The sequence below is a fragment of the Peribacillus sp. NPDC097295 genome (assembly GCF_044761665.1).
Lineage (GTDB): Bacteria > Bacillota > Bacilli > Bacillales > DSM-1321 > Peribacillus.
Window position 1 is genome coordinate 61,267 of sequence record NZ_JBIWCW010000002.1, and the last position, 25,608, is coordinate 86,874.

21 protein-coding genes are annotated in these 25,608 nt (G+C 41.8%); 13 read left to right on the forward strand and 8 right to left on the reverse strand.

The window, feature by feature from the left end; translation table 11 throughout:
* The first annotated feature begins 145 nt into the window (after positions 1-145).
* The 3 genes from ACIQXN_RS03570 (at position 146) to ACIQXN_RS03580 (ending at position 3,712) form a co-directional block, all read left to right on the forward strand.
* The gene (locus ACIQXN_RS03570) at positions 146-787 is read left to right on the forward strand and encodes a phosphate starvation-inducible protein PhoH (RefSeq protein ID WP_402961868.1); all 642 of its coding nucleotides are present in this window, start codon (positions 146-148) and stop codon (positions 785-787) included.
* Positions 784-1,392 (forward strand): hypothetical protein, encoded by a 609-nt coding sequence (locus tag ACIQXN_RS03575; RefSeq protein ID WP_402961870.1) that lies wholly within the window; start codon positions 784-786, stop codon positions 1,390-1,392. The genes ACIQXN_RS03570 and ACIQXN_RS03575 overlap by 4 nt, the downstream gene beginning before the upstream one ends.
* 256 nt (positions 1,393-1,648) lie before the next feature.
* Positions 1,649-3,712: a catalase gene (locus ACIQXN_RS03580; protein WP_402961872.1), complete on the forward strand. Its 2,064-nt coding sequence runs from the start codon at positions 1,649-1,651 to the stop codon at positions 3,710-3,712.
* A 64-nt stretch (positions 3,713-3,776) separates the two neighbouring features.
* Here the strand turns inward: ACIQXN_RS03580 and pepT are convergent, their stop codons facing one another.
* The 5 genes from pepT to ACIQXN_RS03605 all read right to left on the reverse strand — a co-directional run bounded on the left by pepT (position 3,777) and on the right by ACIQXN_RS03605 (position 10,235).
* Positions 3,777-5,012 carry a peptidase T gene (gene pepT / locus ACIQXN_RS03585; protein ID WP_402961874.1) on the reverse strand — a complete coding sequence of 412 codons (1,236 nt, stop codon included), beginning with the start codon at positions 5,010-5,012 and terminating at the stop codon, positions 3,777-3,779.
* Between the two features lie 167 nt (positions 5,013-5,179).
* The gene (locus ACIQXN_RS03590; protein WP_402961876.1) at positions 5,180-6,637 is read right to left on the reverse strand and encodes an alpha-amylase; all 1,458 of its coding nucleotides are present in this window, start codon (positions 6,635-6,637) and stop codon (positions 5,180-5,182) included.
* Positions 6,638-7,011: 374 nt separating this feature from the next.
* The gene (locus tag ACIQXN_RS03595; RefSeq protein WP_402961879.1) at positions 7,012-8,805 is read right to left on the reverse strand and encodes a CotH kinase family protein; all 1,794 of its coding nucleotides are present in this window, start codon (positions 8,803-8,805) and stop codon (positions 7,012-7,014) included.
* 17 nt (positions 8,806-8,822) lie between these two features.
* A complete protein-coding gene (locus ACIQXN_RS03600) occupies positions 8,823-9,518 on the reverse strand; it encodes a DUF4956 domain-containing protein (protein ID WP_402961881.1) in 696 nt (231 codons plus the stop codon).
* A gap of 33 nt (positions 9,519-9,551) precedes the next feature.
* On the reverse strand, positions 9,552-10,235 hold the full coding sequence (locus ACIQXN_RS03605; protein ID WP_402961884.1) for a polyphosphate polymerase domain-containing protein: 684 nt from the start codon (positions 10,233-10,235) through the stop codon (positions 9,552-9,554).
* A 396-nt stretch (positions 10,236-10,631) separates the two neighbouring features.
* Between ACIQXN_RS03605 and ACIQXN_RS03610 the strand changes: the two genes are divergently transcribed.
* Genes ACIQXN_RS03610 through rbsB form a run of 6 tightly spaced genes read left to right on the forward strand, consistent with a single transcriptional unit; the run spans position 10,632 to position 16,271 of the window.
* A complete protein-coding gene (locus tag ACIQXN_RS03610; protein ID WP_402961886.1) occupies positions 10,632-11,618 on the forward strand; it encodes a LacI family DNA-binding transcriptional regulator in 987 nt (328 codons plus the stop codon).
* A complete protein-coding gene (gene rbsK, locus ACIQXN_RS03615; protein ID WP_402961889.1) occupies positions 11,615-12,499 on the forward strand; it encodes a ribokinase in 885 nt (294 codons plus the stop codon). Before ACIQXN_RS03610 ends, rbsK begins: the two co-directional genes overlap by 4 nt.
* Positions 12,496-12,888: a D-ribose pyranase gene (rbsD, locus tag ACIQXN_RS03620; protein ID WP_402961891.1), complete on the forward strand. Its 393-nt coding sequence runs from the start codon at positions 12,496-12,498 to the stop codon at positions 12,886-12,888. The genes rbsK and rbsD overlap by 4 nt, the downstream gene beginning before the upstream one ends.
* Before the next feature lie 18 nt (positions 12,889-12,906).
* A complete protein-coding gene (locus ACIQXN_RS03625) occupies positions 12,907-14,388 on the forward strand; it encodes a sugar ABC transporter ATP-binding protein (RefSeq protein ID WP_402961894.1) in 1,482 nt (493 codons plus the stop codon).
* Between the two features lies 1 nt (position 14,389).
* Complete coding sequence (locus tag ACIQXN_RS03630) at positions 14,390-15,334, forward strand: ABC transporter permease (protein WP_402961896.1); 945 nt, start codon at positions 14,390-14,392, stop codon at positions 15,332-15,334.
* A gap of 16 nt (positions 15,335-15,350) precedes the next feature.
* Entirely contained in the window at positions 15,351-16,271 is a 921-nt protein-coding gene (gene rbsB / locus ACIQXN_RS03635) for a ribose ABC transporter substrate-binding protein RbsB (RefSeq protein ID WP_402961898.1), read from the forward strand.
* Between the two features lie 116 nt (positions 16,272-16,387).
* On the opposite strand, the gene gdhA is transcribed toward rbsB, so the two are convergent.
* Complete coding sequence (gene gdhA / locus ACIQXN_RS03640; protein WP_402961901.1) at positions 16,388-17,770, reverse strand: NADP-specific glutamate dehydrogenase; 1,383 nt, start codon at positions 17,768-17,770, stop codon at positions 16,388-16,390.
* 159 nt (positions 17,771-17,929) lie between these two features.
* On the opposite strand from gdhA, the gene gltC reads away from it, so the two are divergent.
* The 3 genes from gltC (at position 17,930) to ACIQXN_RS03655 (ending at position 21,616) form a co-directional block, all read left to right on the forward strand.
* Entirely contained in the window at positions 17,930-18,832 is a 903-nt protein-coding gene (gene gltC / locus ACIQXN_RS03645; protein ID WP_402961903.1) for a glutamate biosynthesis transcriptional regulator GltC, read from the forward strand.
* A 481-nt stretch (positions 18,833-19,313) separates the two neighbouring features.
* Positions 19,314-20,306 (forward strand): PTS sugar transporter subunit IIC, encoded by a 993-nt coding sequence (locus ACIQXN_RS03650; RefSeq protein ID WP_402963297.1) that lies wholly within the window; start codon positions 19,314-19,316, stop codon positions 20,304-20,306.
* Between the two features lie 101 nt (positions 20,307-20,407).
* On the forward strand, positions 20,408-21,616 hold the full coding sequence (locus ACIQXN_RS03655; protein ID WP_402961905.1) for a class I SAM-dependent rRNA methyltransferase: 1,209 nt from the start codon (positions 20,408-20,410) through the stop codon (positions 21,614-21,616).
* Between the two features lie 73 nt (positions 21,617-21,689).
* Here the strand turns inward: ACIQXN_RS03655 and ACIQXN_RS03660 are convergent, their stop codons facing one another.
* The gene (locus ACIQXN_RS03660; RefSeq protein WP_402961907.1) at positions 21,690-22,370 is read right to left on the reverse strand and encodes a lysoplasmalogenase; all 681 of its coding nucleotides are present in this window, start codon (positions 22,368-22,370) and stop codon (positions 21,690-21,692) included.
* Positions 22,371-22,510: 140 nt separating this feature from the next.
* Positions 22,511-23,779, reverse strand: a complete 1,269-nt coding sequence (locus ACIQXN_RS03665; protein ID WP_402961909.1) for a dicarboxylate/amino acid:cation symporter — start codon at positions 23,777-23,779, stop codon at positions 22,511-22,513.
* 370 nt (positions 23,780-24,149) lie between these two features.
* On the opposite strand from ACIQXN_RS03665, the gene uxaC reads away from it, so the two are divergent.
* Positions 24,150-25,562, forward strand: a complete 1,413-nt coding sequence (uxaC, locus tag ACIQXN_RS03670) for a glucuronate isomerase (RefSeq protein WP_402963300.1) — start codon at positions 24,150-24,152, stop codon at positions 25,560-25,562.
* Positions 25,563-25,608 lie beyond the last annotated feature (46 nt).

Sequence of the window (25,608 nt, forward strand, 5' to 3'; positions counted from 1 at the left end):
AGCATTTATCATGCTTATAATAGGGAAGTTCTTGTTTCTTGTATGGTCCCTTCTTAGCGGACAAGAAATAAATAAAGCGAAATCTATTCACGAAAGTCTCATGACAGCATCGTTAGAGTTAGAGCAACATGAAGGAGGAAAAGAAGTGAATGAGAATAAAACAGACTTTCTGATGCTGGATTCAGGAAGTTATTTCGGAAAGGCCAGGGTAAATGATTCACAAATGCAGGATGTCTTTACCTTCATCGATACTTATGAATTGCCCGATATAGACTTGAAACCTTACAAATGCTTGGTTATTCAGGGATTAATCGATCAGAAATTCTTATTTAAGCATAGAGATATCATCCGGGAGTTTCTAGACGATAAAAAGATCCTGGTTTTTAGCGGCAATTTGTATTTGGACTGGTTGCCAGGCGGCTCACCCTTCATTCCTAAAACGATTCACAGTTACAAGGATTATGAGGTCTCAGTCGATCATTATCACCCAATTTTTGATGGGGTAGAGGAAGATGAGATGACTTATAACAAAGGAGTTTCCGGATTCTTCGCGAGAGGCCACCATCCCATTCCTGAAGGAGCAGAAGTTCTCCTGAGATTACCGGGCAGCGAACCAATTACGTATATAGACAGAAATAGTACAAAGGGTACTATTTTGGTTCATGTAGGTAATGACCTATTCGGCTCGATGAATGCAAGAGGAACGAAAAAACGTATTGGTCCACAACTCATACAGTGGGTTCAGGACGAATATTCAATGCTTCAGGAGAGAGGTGAAATGGGATGAGGAAAATAGCAGTCGTCGACGGAGGAAGTTCGCAACACCACCGGACATATACTGAACCGAAATATAAAAAGTATATAGAGAAACTTATTTACCTTCCCGATTTAGAGGAAACGCCAATAGATGAATTCGATGTACTTCTGCTTCCATCCCAGCTGCATATGGGCCTTCTCATGAAATCCATGAAAAAAATAATGGATTTTGCCGATAAGGGAGGAATTATCGTATCCTTTGGACCACAGCTAAACGAGTGGCTTCCGGGACATAATTGGGAGTTCAGGGAAACGAACTTTTGGTGGTGGCTTGAGAAGGATGCCAAAAGTGGTTTAGTGCTGCAACGTCCCGATCATGATTTATTCAGCCGCTATTTGACACTTGCTGATGCGACATGGCATCAACACGGCGTATATTGGCCTCCAGGAGGAACCGATATCCTGATTTCAACAGAAGATGGGGGAGCGGTCTTATACATTGATAAGGTCAGTACCAAAGGGACTTGGGTAATTATGACACTTGATCCCGACTATCACTATGGCTCGTATTTCATGCCTGCAACCGAGAGATTTCTGGATGGATTCTTCCCTTGGCTAGCGGAAGGTGAAGTGTGAAAAACTAAAGATGTCTAAAATGAAGGGCTTCGGAGAACTGTTTTCCGTAGCCTTTTTTTGTATGGTTTTTTCTTAAGAGCCGAAAGATCCTTTGTCTTAGATGAAGAAGAGAAACGAGTCCCTGAGATTTACCTTTAACTTTTGGAGAATCCCGTTTACCCACGAAAATATGGTGGTATTAAAGATTAAGAAAACTATCAGTATACATACATCAGGAAATCGACTTTTTTAGATAATGCGGGAGGGAATGACAAGGATGACAAAAGAAAACGAACATAGCAAGAACAAACAGTTGGAACAATATCGAGTGGATGATACCGGTAAAAAGATGACAACCAATCAAGGATTGCGAGTTTCCGAAGATGAACATTCTTTGACGGCGGGTGATCGTGGTCCAACGTTGATGGAGGACTTTCATTTCCGAGAAAAAATGACTCATTTTGACCATGAGCGTATTCCCGAGCGAATTGTACATGCACGTGGATCTGGCGCACATGGTTATTTCCAGGTTTATGAGTCAATGAGGGAATACACAAAGGCAAAATTTCTACAAGACCCTTCTGTTAAGACACCAGTATTTGTCCGTTACTCGACTGTAGCGGGTTCTCGCGGTTCAGCTGATTCGGTCCGGGATGTCCGTGGATTTTCAACGAAGTTCTATACCGAAGAGGGGAACTATGACTTAGTTGGGAATAATATTCCGGTATTTTTCATTCAAGATGCCCTTAAGTTCCCGGATTTAATCCATGCGGTTAAACCAGAACCTCATAATGAAATACCTCAAGCTGCATCAGCCCATGATACATTTTGGGATTTTGTTGCCAATAATGAAGAAACAGCCCACATGGTCATGTGGCATTTGTCGGATAGGGCCATTCCTAGAAGTTTTCGCATGATGGAAGGCTTTGGCGTGCACACCTTCCGTTTTGTGAACGAAGAAGGAGTTTCCCATTTCGTCAAATTCCATTGGAAACCGGTTCTTGGTGTGAAATCTCTTGTTTGGGACGAGGCACAAAAAATTGCCGGGAAAAATTCCGATTTCCACCGACAAGATTTGTGGGAGGCCATTGAAATGGGGAATTATCCCGAGTTTGAATTTGGCGTGCAAATGATTAAGGAAGAAGATGAATTCAACTTCGACTTCGATATCCTGGATCCTACAAAACTATGGCCAGAAGAACAGATACCCGTGAAAATCATCGGGAAAATGGTATTGAACAGAAATACGGATAACTTCTTTGCCGAGACGGAGCAAATCGCCTTCCATCCTGGACATGTCGTCCCTGGTATTGACTTCTCCAATGACCCATTACTTCAAGGACGATTATTCTCGTATACGGATACCCAACTATCACGATTGGGCGGTCCTAATTTCCACGAGCTCCCAATTAACCGTTCAGTAGCTCCGGTTAACAATAATCAACGTGATGGCATGCATCGTATGGCCATCAATCAGGGGAAAGTCAGCTATCATAAAAATGGACTTGCCAATAACTCTCCTGAACCAGCTTCGGAAGCGGAAGGTGGATATGCTCATTATCAAGAAAAAGTCGATGGCCGGAAAGTGCGTCAGCGCAGTGAAAGCTTTAATGACCACTACAGCCAAGCAAAGCTATTCTGGAATAGCATGACCGATGTGGAAAAAGAACATATAATCGAGGCTTTCCATTTTGAAGTGGGTAAAGTGAAAGATAAAGACATTCAACAACAAATCGTTGAAATGTTCAGCAATGTCGACGTGGAATTGGCCAAAAAAATCGCTGAAGGAGTGGGTGTAAACCCTCCTACCAATAAAAATGAGTCAAAAATGGCATTGACTTCCCCGGCTTTAAGCCAGGAGCAAAATAAAATCAATACACCAGCAACACGAAAAGTGGCTATATTGGCGGCTGATGGATTTAACGGCTCCGAAATGAACCAGATTCTTGGTGCATTTAAAACAGCAGGAATCATATCAGAAATCATCAGTGTGAATCGTGGAATGATCAAGAGTGCAGAAGGGAAGCAAATCGAGGTGACTCAAAGCTTCCTGACGACAGATTCAGTTCTATATGATGCCGTGTATGTGGCAGGCGGTAAGGATTGCATCGATAAATTGAGAACCACGAAAGATGCCATCTATTTTGTTGATGAAGCTTATAATCATTTCAAAGCGATTGGAGCAGGGAAAGAAGCAGCTGACATTCTTGCTCGGGCAGGAATACCTGTCGGTGACGCTACTGCAGGTGTTGTGACGGTTACTGCGGATACAGACGGTAAATCTGCCGATAGTTTCGTTGAGGCGATCGCTCAGCATCGGCATTGGTCAAGAGCGCTATAAATACTTCTTCACATGTTAAAACCCAGACAGTACGGAGTCTGGGTTTTTGCATGGGGGTAAACATTCATTCAGCCTTTTCCTCAAAGAGCGAAGCGATTCCAACGATTACATTGGTCGCTTTCTCCATATTGTCGACGGAGATGAATTCATATTTACCGTGGAAGTTTTCTCCGCCGGTAAAGATATTAGGTGTTGGCAGACCCATGTAAGAGAGCTGGGATCCATCCGTACCACCACGAATCGGTGAAATTTTTGGTTCGATCCCGAGCCTTTCCATGGCTTCGTAGGCGATATCGACGATTTCCTTGACCGGCTCTATTTTTTCTTTCATATTGAAGTATTGGTCATTCAATTCCAGTATCACTTTTTCTTGACCATACTTTTCCCTTAATTCCTCGACGATTTGCTTGATGAACTTTTTACGGTCATGAAATTTTTGTTTGTCAAAATCCCGAATGATATAGGAAAGTTTGGTTTCTTCTACCTCTCCCTGAATTGAGAGAAGATGATAAAAGCCCTCGTACCCTTCCGTGGATTCCGGTGCTTCTTCAACAGGTAGTTTATTATGAAGCTCCATGGCAATCTTAGCGGAGTTGATCATTTTACCTTTGGCTGTACCGGGATGAATGTTCGTGCCCTTGATGGTAATTTTGGCAGATGCGGCGTTAAAGCTCTCATATTCAAGTTCACCGAGCGGGCCACCGTCCACGGTATAAGCAAATTGGGCATTAAAGGCCTCTACATCAAATTTGTGGGGCCCTCTTCCAATCTCTTCATCAGGAGTAAAGGCCACGCGGATTTTCCCATGTTTGATTTCCGGATGTTGAATCAAATAATCCATGGCTGTCATGATTTCGGCTATGCCAGCCTTATTATCCGCACCAAGAAGGGTAGTTCCATCCGTCGTGATCAATGTGTGTCCTTTATAGTCATGAAGGGAAGGGAAGTCATTGGGCGAAAGGACGACATTCAATTGCTTATGTAAAAGGAGGTCTCTCCCATCGTACGCTTCGACAATCTGTGGTTTCACATCTTTGCCTGTAAAATCTGTCGCTGTATCCACATGTGCAAGGAAGCCGATAGTCGGGACCTGCTTTTCTGAATTGGAAGGCAAGGTTGCCATGACATAGCCATTTTCATCAATTGTGACTTCGGCCATTCCGATAGCCTGTAATTCTTCTACCAATTGTTTTGCCAAAGTCAACTGTCCTGTCGTGGAAGGACAAGTGGGAACTTCCTCATTAGATTGTGTATCCACCGTTACATAAGAAATAAATCTCTCGATAATTTTATTTTTCATGATTCATTCAGCTCCTTTTCCCTTATCTTACCATGATTGCAAGAGTTGGAAAAACGATTGCCATGAGTTATGAATGGGGTGAGGAAATTTTTACGCCCAAGTCGAAAAAAAGCAAAAACAGGAGGATAAGGAATCCACACTGTTTTTGCTTTTGCTATTTATGGTCCTTACTCATTGAGTGCCCAGACGGATACGCTTTTTCCATGAACGGGAAAAGTTGCATATCCATCATCTTCTATCGTAATGTGATTATCTCTATGGAAGGTCAGGTCGGTCCAGATTTCACCGGCGCGATGCTCGCCAACGAACATCCTTTTTTCACTATTTTGTTCACTGTTGGAGACGACGATGGCACAACCTGACCCCTCAAGCTCATCTACACCTAGGCGAACCCAGCCGATTGTATGGGGATCGTCGAAATAGTCTTTTTGCTCGCCATAGGCTTTTTCGTACCGTGCATGTAAGAGACGGTCGATAATATCCTTTTTACCAGGAACCGGGGAAGGACCGCCGATACCATAATAATCTCCATAAAAGACACAAGGATAACCAGAAAGTCTAAGCAAAATCAAGGCATATGCTGATGGTTTAAACCAATCCTTAACCCAGGATTCAAGAGATTCATGGGGCTGAGAGTCATGGTTATCGACAAAAGTGACGGCCTGTGCCGGATTAGTTGTAACGAGGGTATCATCAAAGATGGTTGAGAGATCGAAGTCAGATCCTGCTTTTGAGGCTTCATGGAATTTATAGTGTAAGGAAACATCGAAAAGGTTGAGGTCATGATTCGTTTGGTTTAAAAAAGTTTGACAGGCATTTACGTCAGCTTTCCAAAATTCACCGACCATGAAGAAATGTTCTTTTGTGTAAGGGATGAGTTCTTGCAGAAATTCATTGATGAACTCATAATCTATATGTTTGACAGCGTCTAAACGGAAGCCATCACATTTCAACGTGTCTACCATCCATTTCCCCCAGGCAATCATTTCCTGACGTACTTCTGGGAGACTATAATCAATGTTTGCAAACATCAAGTAATCATAGTTACCAAATTCATTAATAACATGCTTACTCCAATGTTTATTTTCTCCTGTTATCCGATAAATGCCCATTTTGTCATGTTGAGCATCATAATCTGTTCCATTAAAATGAGTATGGTTCCACTTAAACGAGGAGTACTGGTTATTACGATCAGGAAAATCGAATATTGTCCATCCCTCTATTTCGAATGGTTCGGATATGTCTTCCATCCTATTCTCCGGATTGACTTCAATGACTTCGAATTTCTCAGTTCCATCAGCTCCCGCCTTATGATTCATGACTAAATCGATATACACGCATAATCCATAGTTATGACAGGCAGCAATCGCTTGATGTAACTCATCCTTTGTACCGTATTTCGTACGGACGGTCCCTTTTTGATCGAACTCTCCCAAATCATAACCGTCATAAATTCCATACCCATTATCCTCTTGGGACTGGCCTTTTGTAACGGGTGGAAGCCAAATACAGTCAATTCCTGTATCTTTCAGCTTAAGGGCTGCATACTTCAACCTTTCCCAATGTTTACCATCTGATTCTAAATGCCACTCGAAAAACTGCATCATCGTATGATTTCTTTTCATTCTTTCCCCCCTGACACCGAAACGTTTTGACAAGACCAAAATAGAACGATCGGAAAAGTAATAATGGAAATCTTTACCCTTTATGTAAAAGTAGTAAACAAGTGTATTTGATTAAAGCAAAATAAATACATATTTTCTACTATTTTACTACCTTGTAATCTAAATGGATATAATATTCGGTTCCCTTTTAAAAATAAGGTAAAGAGTTATTTATTCTATCGCAGGAGACGAGCTTTATTGGCTTCAGGAAAGGTAAGATCAAATTATCCTTAGATTATTTGAAGGAATAATACGTTGTCTGTAGTTTAAGGGATATAACAATTGAAAAAGGTATCCCAAATTAAGGATACCTTTTGTAATGGAATTTTAAAGGGTTATCCATTTCTCCCCCTTCGTTTAAAATAATGGGCAAACGTTATTGCACCAAATAGCAATAAAACGAGTACGGATGATAAAATGATGGTTTCTTTGGAGTAGTTGCTGGTACCCCCTCCTTGTGCATCCATCTTTCCTTTCATACCGGGAGGCTCCATGGCTGCACCGTTTTCGCCATCGCCCATGTTAGGGGGCTGCATGGCCGCGCCGTTTTCGCCATCGCCCATGTTAGGAGGCTGCATGGCCGCGCCGTTTTCGCCATCGCCCATGTTAGGAGGCTGCATGGCCGCGCCGTTTTCGCCATCGCCCATGTTAGGGGGCTGCATGGCCGCACCGTTTTCATCACCGCCCATGTTAGGAGGTCCACCCATACCGTTTTGGGTCTCAGCTTCCACAACTAAATCTCCAGAAAGTTGAGCCAAGATAGAATCGGCGCGTTGAGTAGAAAAATCAACCAATGTTTCCTCTCCGGACGTTGCTTCTATATATTCGTCCATCGTATAGAATTTAGTCGGATCCTTTTCAACATATGGTGTGATTAATGAAGTTATTTCTTCCGTCATCGCTGTCATATTTTCTTCAGAGAAATAGTCCGTGGCAATGTCGTTTAGATATTGATAATACTTTTCACGGTACTCTTCATTAGAAAGCAGGGCATTCAATAAAGGTCGATCTTCAAGTGTCGTTCCCATTACAGGATCTGTAATACTGAAATTAATGGTGCTTTCACCCATGAAATTAGCACTCATGTCCCCCACCGGAGCACCACCGTTTATATTCGGTGCCGCATCAGGAAGCTTCGGTTTGGCATCACTATTCTCAGCATCTTGTCCTTTTTCGGTCTCCTTATTTCCATTTGGACCGCCACCACCGCCGCCAGAAAATCCCCCGAATGACATATTATAGTCCCATGGCAGGATGGAGAAGATTCCGTTCTCTTCATATAAGTAGTAATTATGCTTCAACATGCCTTGATAGTGATCAAGGTTGACAAGGGCTGTATTGGCCGCAAAGTAGCGCAACATTTCATCTACATTCAAAACTTCTTCCAGATCCCCGCCGTGATTGATGACATCGAGCATTTTGATCATGGCAGATTGATCAGAATTATCGTTTGTTTTCAAGTTGATTCCTGTATAGTCATCGATATCATCACTGATCCACTTTAAATCACTTCCCGTGCCATCAGGATAATAAAGGTCGCCGGTGCCGTCAGAGAAGTTAGTGTCTAAAAATGTTTCTTCAATGGCCTCGACACCTAAATACAAGCCCCATTCTTTACCGTTAATTGTCACGTACATATAGGAATGACCGGGAGTTGCGATTCCCATCTTTTCCATGAGTGTATAGGAAAGGTACTCCCTCATATAGGTGGGATCACTGTAGTTGTTATTCAATGCTAATTTTTTCAGGCCATGTAGGTCCTGATCTTCCTGATAATGATCAAAGTCAATCTTCCAGCTATATCGATCGGAATCTTCCATTTGAACGACAGAATTTAAGGATAGGTTCCCTTTGGTCCGAAACCCTACATTCTTAACGGTTTCTCCATCAATTGTCACATCGGCATTCACGATTTCCTTTTGAGAGGGATTTTCCAGGATGGAAGCTAGGTCTTCATCAGCCACTGTAATTTCAACGTTTGTCACTTTACTTTGGTCAAATACTGATTCTATATACGTATTTCCTTTAGTGGCCTTGTCGATTTGAAAATTAGGAAGGAAAAACATCACGGCTACGAAAATGACTATCAATAAACCAATCGACGCAACAACGTATCTTGTTTTTAACATAATGGGCTCCTTCTATCTTAGGCAGTGAAGTTGCCGTCATAACTTAACATGATTGCAGAATGAACACTGTCCATATCCTTGACTTGATTAATGAACTCCGTATCGTTATCTTTCAACCGAATTTCATATGTGACTTCATTGTTATTGTCAGGCATGATGGATTTCGATTTAATAGAATGTTTTTTCACCTTACCAGAAACTAATGCTTCCAACTGCTTCTCAATGGAAGCATTCGAGTATCTTACAATTAGTAAATAAGGGTTTTCTACTGTCAGGCGATTTGCAAACACAAGCATGACAATACCAATTAAGATGGCACCTATAATGACGAGTGGAATAAGTCCGGCTCCACATAATATCCCTGAAGCGGCTGCCCAAAATAGAAAAACCAAGTCCATTGGATCTTTAATCGGGGTTCTGAAACGTACGATGGAAAGGGCACCGACCATACCCAGCGAGATGACGATGTTAGTTGAAATTCCCATGATGATCAAAGCGGTAGCCATTGTCATGACGATTAGAGAGATGTTGAAATTATGTGAGTACATGACGCCTGAAAAGGTCTTTTTATATATGACATATATGAACAAACCGATAGCAAAGGCTAATAGTAACCCTATGAGAGAGTCAATAATGGAAAAGCTTTCTGTTTTGTCCAAAAAACTAGATTTGAAAATATCATTAAAATTGGTCGTGTTTGTGTTCGTATCCATATGCTATTCCTCCAAATTATATAGTTCGTTGAATCAGCCGTATCTTCGGCTTAGTTGATATTTCGAAAAAGCCGTTTTTCTAGTATTGATAATGGAAAGCAAATGTTTGATGACATCAGGCAAAAATTCGTCATATTTCACTTCCAGAATCACGTAATCAGGCTCTAGTGCATCTACAACCATCAAATCAGGGTTAAGAAAATCGGTATCGCGATAACTCGTTTTGACATGGCTATCAAATGTCACCCGAACGTTACCAGGTTCGTAGATGAAGACTTCTCTTTCATAATCCACGACGGTGGTCGGCTTAATTTGAAAAAGCGTCATTTGGATGTATAATTCCCGAATTAAATCCCTAGGGTCTTCAGCCATCCAAAAGATATCGCCAAAACGAATCCGTTCATATTCTTTGGCCGAAAGCCTACATTTCTGTTTATACGTTATATTATCCCTTTTACTCTTCTTTTCCAGATTAATGAAATCAGTATTATAGTCGTATAGCCTGGCTCTGAATTTATCTCGATGATAAAAACCCTCCGTTTTTTGGCGCATGATCTTATTTTCAAAGTTATCGAAATAGGCACTCCGAATGACATATTTGCCATTCTCTCCATGAGGATCGAGCTTCATGAAGTTTTGTAGGTTGTTTCTTAAGAGATAGCAATCTGCTTTCGTGATAGCATGTTTGAGCTCACGCCTGCCTTTCAAATCATTCATAGGAATCCCCCTTTTTTAAAAATTGTTTAACACGGTAAAGATTATAAGGAAAAGCTTAAGTAATCCTTAAGAAACGAATCCAAATTGCAAAATGAAGCGATTCTCCCATAGTGGTCATGAAATCGATAAATTGATTTTTGCGGCATGCAACGGATTTTGGAAAACTTTACGAGACGAAAAGTTACCTGCAACGGGTGAGGCAAAATATACTGGTTTCTTCAGATATATAACCAAACCAATCAATGTTCATCAAAATTATTCTGAAATAATGCATTGTGTTATGCTTATTGGTGCAAGATAACCAATAAATACTAAGATATTGGGGCTTGCCGTACATATAAAATGGTGTTAAGCTGTTATGGAAACGGTTACAGATAACACATTGAGGTGAAAGGTATGGCAACTATTCGGGATGTTGCGAAGGAGTCAGGCTTTTCCGTAGCAACGGTTTCTAGGGTGATAAATGACAGTGGATACGCACATGAAGATACAAAAAAAGCGGTCATGTCAGCCGTAGAAAAATTGAATTATAAACCGAATGAAGTGGCAAGATCTCTTTATAAACGTAAATCCAAACTGATCGGCCTTATTTTACCTGACATCACGAACCCCTTTTTTCCAGAAATGGCCAGGGGAGTAGAAGATTATCTCCAACAATACGGATATCGGTTAATCTTTGGCAATAGCGATGAGAAGAGAGATAAGGAAATAGAGTATATAGATACATTTTTGCAAAATAATGTGGTAGGAATGATCGCTTCTACCAGTGAGGCGGCAAATGAAAATTTCAGCAACCTCCAAATTCCGGTCGTTTTACTTGACCGTACAGTGGGGAACCTAACAGCGGTCTATTCCGACCAAAGGGCAGGCGGTCAACTGGCAGCCCGTGTACTGATCGATCGAGGGAGTAAGGACATCGTTTTAATTAGAGGACCTGTCGATATTAAACCAGTGTATGACCGGTATGTAGCAGCGTTGGAAGAATTGAAGCGGGCGAAGGTGAATATACATGTTATGGATTCGACGCTTACGATTCAAGGGGGCCAAATTTGTGCGAAAGAGTTATTAGAACGGTTCCCGAATACGGATGGGGTCATTGCTTGTAATGATATTGTTGCGGCAGCGGTCCTGCAGGAAATCTTGAAAAGGGAAAAACGGATCCCGGATGATATCCAATTGATCGGCTACGATGATATCGCGTTCACGGCTTTATTGCATCCACCATTATCGACCATTCGACAGCCAGCTTATGAGATGGGACAGCAGGCAGCGGAGTTATTGATTAAAAAGATCAATCAGGAAGAGATTGAAGAGACACATCTACAACTTCCAGTTTCTTTTGTTGAAAGATTAACTACAAGAAAGAAGGTAGAAACATCATGATTAAAATAGCAGTAGTGGGAAGTTCATCCATGGACTTAGTAGTAACATCAACGAAGCGCCCGATTGCTGGCGAAACGGTTCTGGGCGATTCCTTTGTAACAGTGCCAGGTGGAAAGGGAGCCAATCAAGCCGTTGCAGCAGCCCGCTTGGGTGCTGAAGTAACGATGATCGGTTGTGTAGGAGATGATTTCTATGGAGAAATTATCCTCGAAAATTTAAAAAATAACGGCGTTTATACCAATTTTGTGGAACCGGTTCCAGGTGAAGTTTCGGGAACGGCCCATATAACGCTTGCAGAAGGAGATAATAGTATCATCGTCGTTAAAGGGGCAAATGATTCTATCACTCCAGAGTATGTTCAAAAGGCAGTCAAAGTCATAGAAGAAACGGATATCGTCCTGGTCCAACAGGAAATACCGGAGGAAACAGTAGAATATCTTGCGGAACTATGTGAAAAGCTGGGGAAAAGGTTACTGTTGAACCCAGCGCCGGCGCGTAAAATTAGCGAGCATGTTATTCAACGTTCCGCTTTCATTACACCGAATGAGCATGAATTCGAAATCCTTTTCAATGGAAGGGATCGGAGTGAAGTTTTGGCCGAATACCCTAATAAGTTGTTTATCACGGAAGGGAAAGACGGCGTACGCTATTTCGATGGGAAACAAGAGAGAGTCGTTCCAAGTTTCGTGGTCGAGGCAGTTGATACAACAGGGGCAGGGGATACATTTAATGCCGCATTTGCTGTGGCCGTTGCAGAAGGGAAAGGTTTCGAAGAGTGTTTGCTCTTTGCTAACCGTGCAGCATCTATTTCGGTGACGAAGTTTGGCGCACAGGGCGGCATGCCGACAAGAGAAGAAGTCGAAGGGAGCTTTGAATCATGAAGCGTCATGGAATCATCAATAGTTCAATCGCCAAGGTACTAGTCGACCTTGGACATACAGATTATATCGTCATTGGAGATGCAGGCCTTCCAGTTCCTGCGGGAGTGCTCAAAATAGATGTAGCATTAACACCAGGAACACCTTCTTTTCAAGATGTCGTTCGTGCTGTTCACGACGATATGGTTATTGAAAAGGTGATTGCGGCTAATGAAATCATAGAAAAAAATCCAGAGCAGCATCTTTTCATGAAACAAGAATTCGGAGAATCGATTGATTATATTTCCCACGAGGAATTCAAAGTATTGACGCGTAAAGCAAAGGCAGTTATCCGTACCGGAGAAACGACGCCGTATTCCAATTGCATTTTGCAGTCTGGCGTATTCTTTTAACGAAATGAGGTGAAAAGTATGCAAATTGAAATGAGTAATATCTATAAGGCATTTGGACAGAACAAGGTTTTAGAGGGCGTTCATTTTTCTTTAGAGGCGGGGGAAGTCCACGCACTTATGGGAGAAAACGGAGCGGGAAAATCGACTTTGATGAACATTTTGACTGGACTTCATAAACACGACCAGGGAACAATCACGATCAATGGTAAAGAGGTTTCCTTCAAGGACTCAAAGGAAGCGGAAAAAGCAGGATTGGCCTTTATCCGGCAAGAGTTGAATATCTGGCCGGAAATGACGGTATTAGAAAACCTATTCATCGGTAAGGAAATGGTCAATGCTTTCGGTGTCTTGAAGACTAAACAGATGAAAGCGAGAGCCACCGAGATTTTCAAAACGCTTAATATTTCGCTTCCTTTCGATAAGGAAGCCGGTCTTTGCTCAGTTGGTGAGCAGCAGATGATTGAAATTGCTAAAGCATTGATGACGGACGCTGAGGTCATCATCATGGATGAACCAACCGCCGCCCTGACCGATCGGGAAATCGAGAAGTTGTTTGAAGTGATGAAAGGCCTAATAAAAAAAGGGGTATCACTTGTTTATATTTCTCATCGAATGGAAGAAATCTTTGCCATTTGTGACCGGATCACAGTCATGCGTGACGGTAAAACAGTGGATACGAAAAGAATCATAGATACAAATTTTGACGAAGTGGTCCAAAAAATGGTCGGTCGGGAGCTGGAAGACCGTTTTCCTGAACGTGAGGCAACTCCTGGTGAAGTAGTACTTGAAGTGAAAGCGCTCACGAAAAAGGGACTTTTTGAAAATGTTCATTTTGCTGTACGTCAAGGTGAAATTGTAGGTGTAGCCGGGTTAATGGGAGCTGGAAGAACAGAAATCATGCGGGGCATTTTCGGAGTTGATCAAATAGGTAGTGGTGAGATTGAAGTAGACGGTAAAAAGGTATCCATACGGAAACCAACGGATGCAGTTCGTCATGGTTTAGCCTTCATCACGGAAAATCGTAAAGAAGAAGGGTTGATTTTAGACTTTTCCATACGCGAGAATATCGGTCTTCCTAATCTAAAGAGCTTTGCCCCTAAGGGAGTTGTAAAAACAGACGACGAGAAAAAATTTGCAGAGATGATGGTCAAGCGTCTTCACGTAAAGACATCCTCTACAGAATCCATCATTGGCAATCTGTCTGGAGGAAATCAACAAAAAGTGGTCATTGCCAAATGGATTGGAACTTCTCCTAAAGTGTTGATCATGGATGAGCCGACAAGGGGAATCGATGTCGGAGCGAAACGTGAAATATATGAATTGATGAATGAATTAACAGAACGAGGCATCGCTATCATTATGGTTTCGTCAGAACTTCCTGAAATTGTGGGAATGAGTGATAGAGTTCTTGTTGTACACGAAGGTAAAATTGCCGGGGAATTGATGAAGAATGAAGCAACACAAGAAAAAATTATGGCATTGGCAACAGGAGGAAACTAGGATGAAACTTGAGGCTGCAGGGAAAACTGGAATCTGGCAGAAATTTGGTCCATTACTTGCTTTGATTCTTTTATTTATCGTAATAACCTTTTTAAACCCATCATTCATGGAACCGAATAACATCTTGAATCTATTGCGTCAGACCTCCATTAATGCATTGATTGCGTTTGGGATGACCTTCATTATTTTGACTGGCGGAATTGATCTGTCGGTCGGCTCCATTCTAGCTCTATCCAGTGCACTTATGGCTGGCATGATGGTTTCAGGATTGGACCCTATTTTAGCCATATTAGTAGGCGTTTTATTAGGTACCATAATGGGTGTAATTAATGGGATTCTTATCTCGAAAGGAAAAATGGCTCCTTTCATTGTCACATTGGCAACGATGACCATTTTCCGTGGATTAACGCTTGTGTATACAGATGGAAAGCCGATTACGGGTATTGGTGACTCTTACATGTTCCAACTGTTCGGAAGGGGATATTTCCTAGGAATTCCTGTTCCAGCGGTTGTGATGGTCATCGCTTTCATCATTCTCTGGTTCTTGCTTCATAAAACATCATTTGGACGTAAGACGTATGCAATCGGTGGAAATGAGAAGGCTTCCCTTATATCCGGAATTAAAGTGGACCGGGTCAAGGTAGCCATTTATGGGCTTGCAGGTACAATGGCGGCGCTTGCGGGTGCTATTCTAACATCTCGTTTGAATTCAGCACAGCCGACTGCTGGTCAATCCTACGAAATGGATGCAATTGCTGCCGTTGTATTAGGCGGGACAAGCCTTTCAGGAGGAAAGGGCCGGATGTTCGGTACGCTAGTCGGTGTCTTGATTATCGGTACATTGAACAACGGAATGAACTTACTTGGTGTGTCCTCTTTCTACCAACAAGTCGTAAAGGGTGCAGTTATATTGGTTGCTGTTTTACTTGATCGTAAAAAATCATAAGTAGAGGTGTATCAAAATGAAAAAGGTTCTTTCGTTATTCATGGTTCTGTCTTTAGTGGTATTAGCAGCATGTTCAATGGAATCGGGATTTAACAATAATAAAAAAGAAGTAAAAGAGTCCATGAAAGACGTGAAGGTTGGAGTCAGCATTTCAACGTTAAATAATCCTTTCTTCGTTGCATTAAAAGATGGGATTGAAAAAGAAGCAAAGGCAAAAGGCATGAAAGTGTCTGTAGTCGATGCACAAGACGATACAGCCAAGCAAATTAGCGGAATTGAAGATTTGATTCTTCAAAATGTCGATATACTACTAGTCAACCCTACGGATTCGGCTGCGATTTCATCGGCTGTCCAATCAGCTAATGAAGCGGGCATTCCCGTCATAACAATTGACCGTTCTTCCGAGGAAGGCGACATTGAAACATTCATTGCTTCAGATAATGTAGCCGGTGGAGAGACAGCGGCTGAATATCTTGTTAAACAACTTGGAGAAAAAGCAAAAGTTGTGGAATTAGAAGGAGTTTCAGGTGCATCTGCAACTCGGGAACGCGGGAAAGGTTTCCATAACATCGCAGATAAGCAATTAGATGTCCTGACAAGCCAAACGGCTGAATTCGACCGTACAAAAGGCCTGAACGTCATGGAAAATATCCTACAAGGGAAAAAAGACATCCAAGCGGTTTTCGCTCATAACGATGAAATGGCATTAGGGGCTGTGGAGGCAATCAAGGCAGCCGGAAAAGACGTTATTGTCGTTGGTTTCGATGGAAACGAGGATGCTCTAAAAGCGGTAAAAAACGGTGATTTACAAGCAACAGTTGCCCAACAACCGGTCCTTATCGGTGAAGAAGCGGTTAATGCGGCTGAAAAAGTCCTTAAAGGCGAAAAAGTGGATAGTACGATTTCTGTTCCATTGAAGCTAGTGACTAAGGAATAAAAGTGTATGCAAGAAAGGAGAGTGCCGGTATTTTTTCCGGCGCTATCCTTTCTTGTGAAATGTTACAATGAAGAGGAGGCGGTCCAACTGGATCGCCTCCTTCTTTTAAATACGTATTAAAGTATCCCTTGAGTCATCATGGCGTCTGCAACTTTAAGGAACCCTGCGATATTGGCTCCGACCACTAAGTTGCCTGGCATACCATATGCTTCAGCCGCTTCCACACTATTTTTGTAAATGTTTTTCATGATGCCATGTAATTTTTCATCGACTTCTTCAAATGTCCAAGGCATTCTGGCACTGTTTTGCGCCATTTCTAGAGCTGAAACGGCCACTCCACCCGCATTGGCAGCCTTTGCCGGGCCAAAGAGAATCCCATGGTTAAGGAATACTTCAATCGCTTCAAGGGTAGAAGGCATGTTAGCACCTTCTCCGACTGCTTTTACATTGTTTTTGATTAGCAGTTTTGCTGCATCTTCATCAATTTCATTCTGTGTCGCACAAGGAAGGGCGATGTCGCACGGAACAGACCAAATGCCGTAGCTGCCTTCATTGTACTCAGCTTCAGGATGAACATCGACATACTCACATAGACGTTTCCGTTCTACTTCTTTTAGTCGTTTGATAGTATTTAGGTTCAGACCATTTCTATCGTATATGTATCCATTGGAATCACTGCAAGCGACTACCCTGGCACCTAATTGTGTCGCTTTTTCAATCGCATAGATGGAAACATTACCGGATCCCGATACCACAACGGTACTGCCACTGAATTGTAAACCTTTATCTTTTAGCATCTCTTCAACAAAGTAAACCGTGCCATAGCCGGTTGCCTCCGTACGGGCTAGACTTCCGCCATAACTGATGCCTTTACCAGTTAAAACACCGGCATGATAGCTTCCCTGCATTTTTTTATATTGACCGAACAAATATCCGATTTCTCTGGCACCCACACCAATGTCCCCAGCGGGTACATCGGTATCTGGTCCGATATGTAATCCGAGTTCTGACATGAAGCTTTGGCAGAAACGCATGATTTCAGCGTCTGATTTTCCTTTTGGATCGAAATCGGCTCCGCCTTTACCCCCACCGATCGGTTGTCCCGTAAGAGAGTTCTTAAAGATTTGTTCGAATCCTAGAAACTTGATGATGCTAGCATTGACCGTCGGATGGAAACGAAGGCCGCCTTTATAGGGCCCGATTGCGTTGTTGAATTGCACGCGAAAACCACGGTTCACATGTACATTGCCAAGGTCATCAACCCAAGGGACACGGAAGGTGATCATTCTTTCTGGCTCTACGATTCTTTCCAGTATTCCATTTTTCATATATTCGGGGTGCTTCGCAAATACGGGAACCAATGATAGAAAGATTTCTTTTACAGCTTGTTGGAACTCACTTTCGTGAGGGTTGCGCTCCTTTACCTTTGCATATACTTCGCTTACGAATTCTCTGGCTACCTGCAGTTCATCTTGCTGGATTTCTTGGGTAGTTGTCATTTCTTTAGCTCCCTTTTTTTGTTATTTAGTAAGGAATTATTAGTAGGATTATCGATGGGTTCTTATGTGATAGTTTCATGATATAATTTATATTCCAGGAAAACAATCTGAATATTAGATAAATTTTATGCTGTTTTGATATGAAAGAAGGAACAAACATTGGAACTAAGACAAATCGAATATTTCATTGAAGTGGCACAGCGAGAACATATGACAGAAGCGGCCGTGGCGTTGCATGTAGCCCAATCTGCAGTTAGTCGTCAAATATATAACTTAGAAGAAGAACTAGGTGTCCAGTTATTTATCCGTGAAGGACGGAAAATTAAACTGACCCCTATAGGAAATACGTTTTTAATACATATGCAACAGGCATTCGACATGATTGAACGGGCGAAACGGGAGATGGCTGAGAGCATGGATCCGGAAAAGGGAACGATTCGGATCGGCTTTCCGAGTAGTCTGGCTTCCTATATATTGCCAAAGGTTATTTCCGACTTCAGGGAAGTATACCCGGAAGCTAAATTCACATTAAAGCAGGGCTCCTATCGCTACTTAATCGATTCTGTAATAAAAGGAAACATCAATATGGCCTTGATCGGGCCGTTACCACCGAATGAAAAGAAAATTCATGGAGAAACGTTATTTATTGAACAACTCGTTGCCCTTCTATCGGAAAATCATCCATTGGCGAAGAGGAAGTCCATCAAGTTAAATGAATTACAGGGAAACCCATTCATCGTCTACCCTAAGGGATATGTTCTGCGGGAACTGGTCATGAAGGCATGTAAGCTTAATGGCTTTGAGCCGGAAGTTGCCTTCGAAGGGAAAGACACCGATGCTATTAAAGGATTGGTGGCAGCCGGACTTGGCGTCACGCTGATACCTGAAATTTCTTTGATTGATAGCCTGCCTCGCTTCACGGTCAGATTGCCTTTAGAGGAACCTTCCGTAACACGGGCAGTTGGTGTTATCATTCCTACTGAAAGAGAATTAATGCCAACGGAAAAGTTATTTTATAAATTTCTTAGAGAAACCTTTGCTACCCTTGAAGGTTTTCAATAGTAGGAAAGGTAAGGACATAAACCCAAAAAAAGGAGAATCCATTATAAATTGGTTCTCTTTTTTTTAGAAAAAAAGAAAAGTCTATTATAGTGAAATAACTAAGGAATCGGTGGAGGGAGGGAAAGGGGATATAGGTAGAGTAACCATAAATCTTGTGCCAAATAGGCATGAAGATAATAAATGGAAGGAAAATGGTAAGCGATTAATGAAGAAACCGTTATTTTTTGTAAGCGTTTTTATTTTATTAGAATAAAAATCCTGTTTACATTGTCAGAATATTCGTGTTACTATACGAACAAGCTCAATTGATGAAGGAGAAAATCGATTTTCTAACCTCTATCTTACGATGGATAGTTTAGGGTATATTCTGCCTATCATATAGGCTTAACGTAGTCAGTTTTTTATTTGATATTTAATATTAGAATATTTAAAAAATAGGAGTGGAAATCAAGTGAACAGAAAAGTATACATCACAGAACGAATGTATAAGGCTTCAACAGGAATAGCCAATGCTGTATTGGTAACGTTAGGGATCGGTTTATTGTTTGAATCAATAGGAGGGTATTTAGGGTGGGAAGTCTTCCTTGCGATCGGTGGGGCGACTAAGGTCTTGCTGGCACCTGCCTTAGGAGCGGGAATAGCCTTTCAGCTTGGAGGTAACTCCCTAGTCATCTTTAGTGCCATGGCATCCAGTGCGGTAGGAGGGGCTGCCATTAACCGAACGGCAGAGGGGGCCTTCACGATTGCCACTGGTCAACCGATCAGTGCTGTTTTAGCTGCATTGATTGCAACCTATGTTGGTAAACGGTTGATAGGAAAAACCAAGTTGGACATCATGGCCATCCCTTTGGCTGCTGTGCTTGTCGGAGGGGTTGCCGGTTATGGGCTATCTCTTGTTACAACACCATTATTGACTTGGTTAAGCGCTCAAATAACCGCAGCCGTTTCTGGTTCTCCTTTACTTGGTTCCATGGTCATTGCGTTAGTATTCAGCATTTTATTGATGACACCTGCTTCTTCCGCTGCTTTAGCGATTGCGCTTCAGTTAGATCCTGTCTCTAGTGCAGCAGCATTAATTGGTTGCACCGTTCAATTTGTTGGTTTTACTGTCATGTCTTATAAAGATAATGATATGGGCGGGTTTCTCGCCCAGATAGTCGTGACGCCAAAGGTTCAGTTCCCCAACTTAATAAAGAATCCAATATACGTCATTCCGCCATTCGTGGCAGCGGTGGTCTGTGCCCCAATAGCTACGATGCTGTTCGAATTTCAAGTGCCTTATGAACTTGGGGGGATGGGTCTGAGCTCCTTAATTGCGCCGATTGCCGTCCTTACGGGTCAAGGATTGTATATGTTCCTTATTTATGTGGCAGTCGGTATGGTGCTGCCAGCCTTGATTACGATCGTTTTACATCGGATCATGAAAATGATGGGGAAAGTACATGCCGGAGACCTTCATTTGAAAGTTTCATGATTCAATAGAATGTAGAAACCAGTTTGGTCAAGGGACCAGGCTGGTTTCTATTTATGTAGAGATTAGGGTAAAATGGGGAGGAAGGCAATACCAAAGATAGGATGATATATTTGATAAAAGAAATAGATGTAAAAGTAAAAACTAAATTCGTAGGTAAAATCGCTAAAGGCTATCCTTTGATTGCCAAGGAGGCGATAGGCAACCTCAACGACCTTCAAGAAGAAGGCTGCTTGATGCGGTTGGTCGACGAAAACAACCGGTTTCTTGCCAAGGGGTATTATGGAAGGCAGAATAAAGGCTATGGATGGGTATTAACGCAAAAAGAGAATGAAAACATTGACCAGGAGTTTTTCAATAAGATAATCCAGGCAGCTTATGACTACCGCAAGCCTTTCTTCAAGGATACGGAAACGACGGCTTTCCGCTTCTTCAACGGTGAAGGAGATGGAATTGGCGGGATAATCATCGATCATTACGAGGGCAACTATGTCATCAACTGGTATAGTAAGGGAATCTATTCGTATAAAGATTATATTATCAAGGCCTTGCAGAATACAGTCACAGTCAAATCAATTTACCAGAAGAAGCGTTTCGATACGAAGGGACAATACGTGGAAGAAGATGACTTTGTCCTGGGCGTGCAACCAGAGTTCCCCCTTCTCGTCAAGGAGAATGGTGTTCAGTTTGCCGTTTATCTGAATGACGGGGCGATGGTTGGGGTTTTCCTTGACCAGCGAGATGTCAGAAGGACAATAAGGGATAAGTACGCAAAAGGGAAAACTGTCTTGAATATGTTTTCTTACACCGGCGCTTTTTCTGTATTTGCAGCTTTAGGCGGTGCCGTTAAAACGACCAGTGTGGACTTGGCAAACCGGAGCCTGCCTAAAACGGTTGAACAATTCAGCGTGAATGGAATCGATCCGGAATCGCAGAACATCGTCGTGATGGACGTATTTAATTATTTTAAGTATGCAGTGAAGAAAGCTTTGAAATTTGATATGGTCATCTTGGATCCACCGAGCTTTGCCAAGTCAAAGAAGTTCACTTTCAGTGCAGGTAAAGACTATACCAACTTATTGAAAGATGCCATTGCCATCACAGAGGACAATGGAGTGATCATTGCATCTACGAACTGTAGCACCTTTGATATGAAAAAATTCAAGAACTTCATTGAGGTGGCATTCAGAGAAATGGGTGGGAAATATGAACTCTTGGAAGAGTTTACGTTGCCAGCCGATTTCAGAACCACTTCGGATTTTAAAGAAGGCAATTATTTAAAAGTAGTATTTATTAAGAAAATCAAAAGGTAAAATCAAAGAAGGTATGCAACAGTCCGAAAATCGGCTGTGCATGCCTTTTTTCTAGGTGGCGGACGGAAAGAAATCAGTCGTATATAGTCGGCTCGTTATACTTCCTGCTTAACAATGAAGGGTAAGCATACGCTGGACGAATGCTTGAAGCGATGAAGAATTGAGCAGTGTAGTAGGTAAGCATGATCATGGGTCCAGCAAAGGTAATCTCCCCGACGAATTTATTCCAGGACAAAATGGAATCTGAAAGGACAAACAGTAGACCGCCGATTATGGCTGCTAGGTTGCCGGTCATGAATGCCGTCCAGCCCATGAGGGAAATTACCGTTATATAGCAAATGACAGGAATAATCAGGCTATGTTCTCCCTTTTCGGTTAAGGAAAGAACTATTTCGCGTCCAATCCAAGTGGAATAGGCGGCAATCGGTATAAGGGAAGACATGCGTAGCCATGAAAAGCTCCAATTGTTCAAGAAAGCGGCTATATAAAAAATATGTCCAATAAGGAAGGCACTTAGGCCAAAGATAAACCAAATCAATAAACCGTCGCCCAACATGCAAAAGAATAACCCAAAGAGAACAAGCTGTTGGTATCGAGTCATTCGTTCCACATTTTTCGTGTAGGCATATAAGAGGATCAATATCATCGGAATGATCTTGAAAAGAATCTTTATGGCTAACGGGTCTTCAGGTATGAAAAATATATAGAGTAAGCCCATGATAAGAATTCCGGCTGGCAGCCAATTTTTCACCATTCTATCCCTCCTCGCGTCTCCTTCTTTAATTCGATTTAAGCAAGGGGAAATCCTTTTCAGTTGGAAAATTGGTTGAAAGTTAACTAATCAAAAGCATAAAAAAAGACCCCAAAGATCTTGGAGTCTATTTCCCATTTAAGTTATATAGCAGAATCTTCCTTGACAAAAGCCTGTTTTAACCAATTTTTCCCCTCGACTAGTCGTGTGACAAGCATAGCGCACACAGTATTCCCAGTAGAGTTCAATAACGTAGCTGGTGCATCGATAATGGTGGAAATGACAGCGATGATCGGTAAGACTTCGATAGGGAAGCCGAAAACGCTTAGAATCAGCATTTCCCCAATCATTCCACCACCAGGAATGGCACCCATAACTGCGCCCACTAGAAAGGCGACGGCAAGTATACTTAGAATGCTAGAAATACTTGTCATGTCCTTGCCAAATAGGGAGAAGAGGAAAACGATTTTCAAGACACCGCCAAATACGGAGCCATCTTTATGGGTGTTGGCTCCAAGCGGGATGACTGTTTCGGCAATATCCTTTGGCACGCCCATTTTTCTGACGTATTCCAGATTGACAGGAATGGAAGCCGCACTTGAACAGGTAGCAATAGCTGTGATGGAAGGCGTAAAAGCATTTTTCCAAAACAGTTTAATACCTTCTTTTCCGCCAGCAAGAAAGGCGTACAGAGTGAAGAACCCAAAATAATAAATCAAGGTTAAAATGAGATAAAGAACGAAGGTGCGTGCATACCCTTCCAAAATTTGCGGTCCGAGTTGACCGATAATCGAAGCAAAGTAAGCGCCAAGACCAATCGGTGCATAATACATGACGATTTTAACGACTTTCATCATCACAGCCGTCCCAGCTGATAAAAACACAGTAATCGGTTTTGCTTTTTCACCGACTAATGCGGTGGAAAGTCCAATTAAAACGGAGAAGACTATTAACTGAAGCATATTGCTTCTTGAAAACAGTTCCGGGAAGTCGGATACCGTAACCGTTTGAACAAGTTGGCTAAGTAATGAAACCTCTTCAACGGCCTCTTGTGAATCACTATTTTGCATTAGTTCTTTAATCGCGGTCGTATCTGTGCCGTCCAGCGGATTGATGATCGTGGTCCCAATAAAGCCAATCACGGCAGCTAGAGCAGCTGTTGCAAGGAAAACAAAGACGATACTGCCCATGATTTTCCCAAGACGCTTCATTCCACTCATATTGGCAATGGCAGATGAGATGCTAAAAAATACCAATGGCACAATTATGGTGAACATTAAATTTAAAAATAAGTCCCCTAGCGGCTGGATGATGGAGGTCTTTTCACCAAATACAATTCCAGCTATGCCGCCAATAATAATTGCCATCAGCAATATTAAGGAGGATCGATAGTTTTTAAAGAAACTTTTCATGAAATATTCCTTCCTTTCAGGATGTGGCTAAACAATAAATTACACGCTCAATTATCAACTTTAGAGTGAAGTTTGACAATAATTAATTCAAGGAAGTTTCGTTAAAAGAATAATCAAAATAAAAAGAATACATAAAGAGAGTCCATATGTATGCGAGAAACCCACCGGATATTATATAACCATATTTAGTTTAAACTCTAAAAAGTATTGTAATTATAAAGAATAGTCTGTAAAATTAAATTTATCCAAAAATGTTAACGTTAACATAAAGTAATTCATATAAAATCTTATCAATTAAAGTAAATTATTTATTTGTTTATTTATTTAAAAATGTTAACGCTAACATAAAAAATAAAAGGAGTGTGGAATGATGAAGGACTTTATGGGAGAAGACTTTTTGCTGACTAGTGATACAGCGGTCAAACTCTATGAAAACTACGCAAAAGAAATGCCGATAATAGATTATCACTGTCACTTAAGTCCTCAGGAGATTTATGAAAATAAAACGTTTAAAAATATCACGGAAGCTTGGCTATATGGAGACCATTATAAATGGCGGGCCATGAGGGCGAATGGCATTTCAGAGGATTATGTGACGGGTGATGCCGATGACTACGACAAGTTTTTAGCATGGGCAAAAACAGTCCCGATGACCATCGGAAACCCATTGTATAATTGGACGCATCTTGAGTTACAGCGCTTTTTCGATGTCCATGACCTTTTGAATGAAAAAAACGCACCAGCGATTTGGGACAAAGTGAATGCGCTCCTAAATGGTGAGGGTTTTGGCGCGCGGGATTTAATCATGAAATCCCACGTCCAGGTGGTTTGTACAACGGATGATCCAGTGGATTCGTTGGAGTATCACCAGTTATTACAGGAAGATCAGGACTTTCCTGTAAGCGTTTTACCAAGCTTCCGCCCAGATAAAGGATTGGAAATTAATCGTCCAGGTTATCTGGATTGGGTAGGGAAATTAGGGCAAGCGGCAAATCAGGAAATTGGTAGCTACGCAGGTTTTCTTGAAGCTATCGAATCTCGTGTGCGTTTTTTCCATTCAATTGGTGGCCGGGTGTCGGACCATGCATTGGATGTCATCGTGTATGAGGAATCGACTGAGGAAGAAGTAGCTGAAATTTTCTCTAAACGACTGCAAGGTAACCAAGTTTCAGATGAGGAAGAGAAAAAATATAAAACGTATACCTTGAGTTTCCTTGGTCGAATCTATGCCGAGTTGGGTTGGACGATGCAATTCCATATCAATGCGCTTCGCAATAATAACTCTAGAATGTTCAATCGACTGGGTCCCGACACCGGTTATGATTCAATGAACGATGATGGGATTGCTAAACCGTTGGTTAAAATATTGGATGCAATGGATAAAGAGGATGCCCTTCCAAAAACGATTCTCTATTCGTTAAATCCAAATGATAATCATGTCATCGCTAGCATCATTAATAGTTTCCAAGATGGAAAGACTCCTGGAAAAATCCAATTTGGGACAGCATGGTGGTTCAATGACAATAAAGACGGCATGTTGGAACAGATGAAAGCGCTCGCTAATGTGGGACTCTTTAGCAGATTTCTTGGCATGTTGACGGATTCGAGAAGCTTTCTCTCTTATACACGGCATGAGTATTTCAGAAGGCTTGTATGTCAGTTAATCGGGGAATGGGTCGAAAACGGAGAAGTGCCAAACGACTTGGAATTATTGGGGAGTATCGTACAAGGGATTTCCTATAATAATGCGAAGGATTATTTTGGATTCGAAATCAACGAATAAAAAAGAGCTCTCTATTCGTCCTTGACCAAAAGTAGAATGGAGAGCC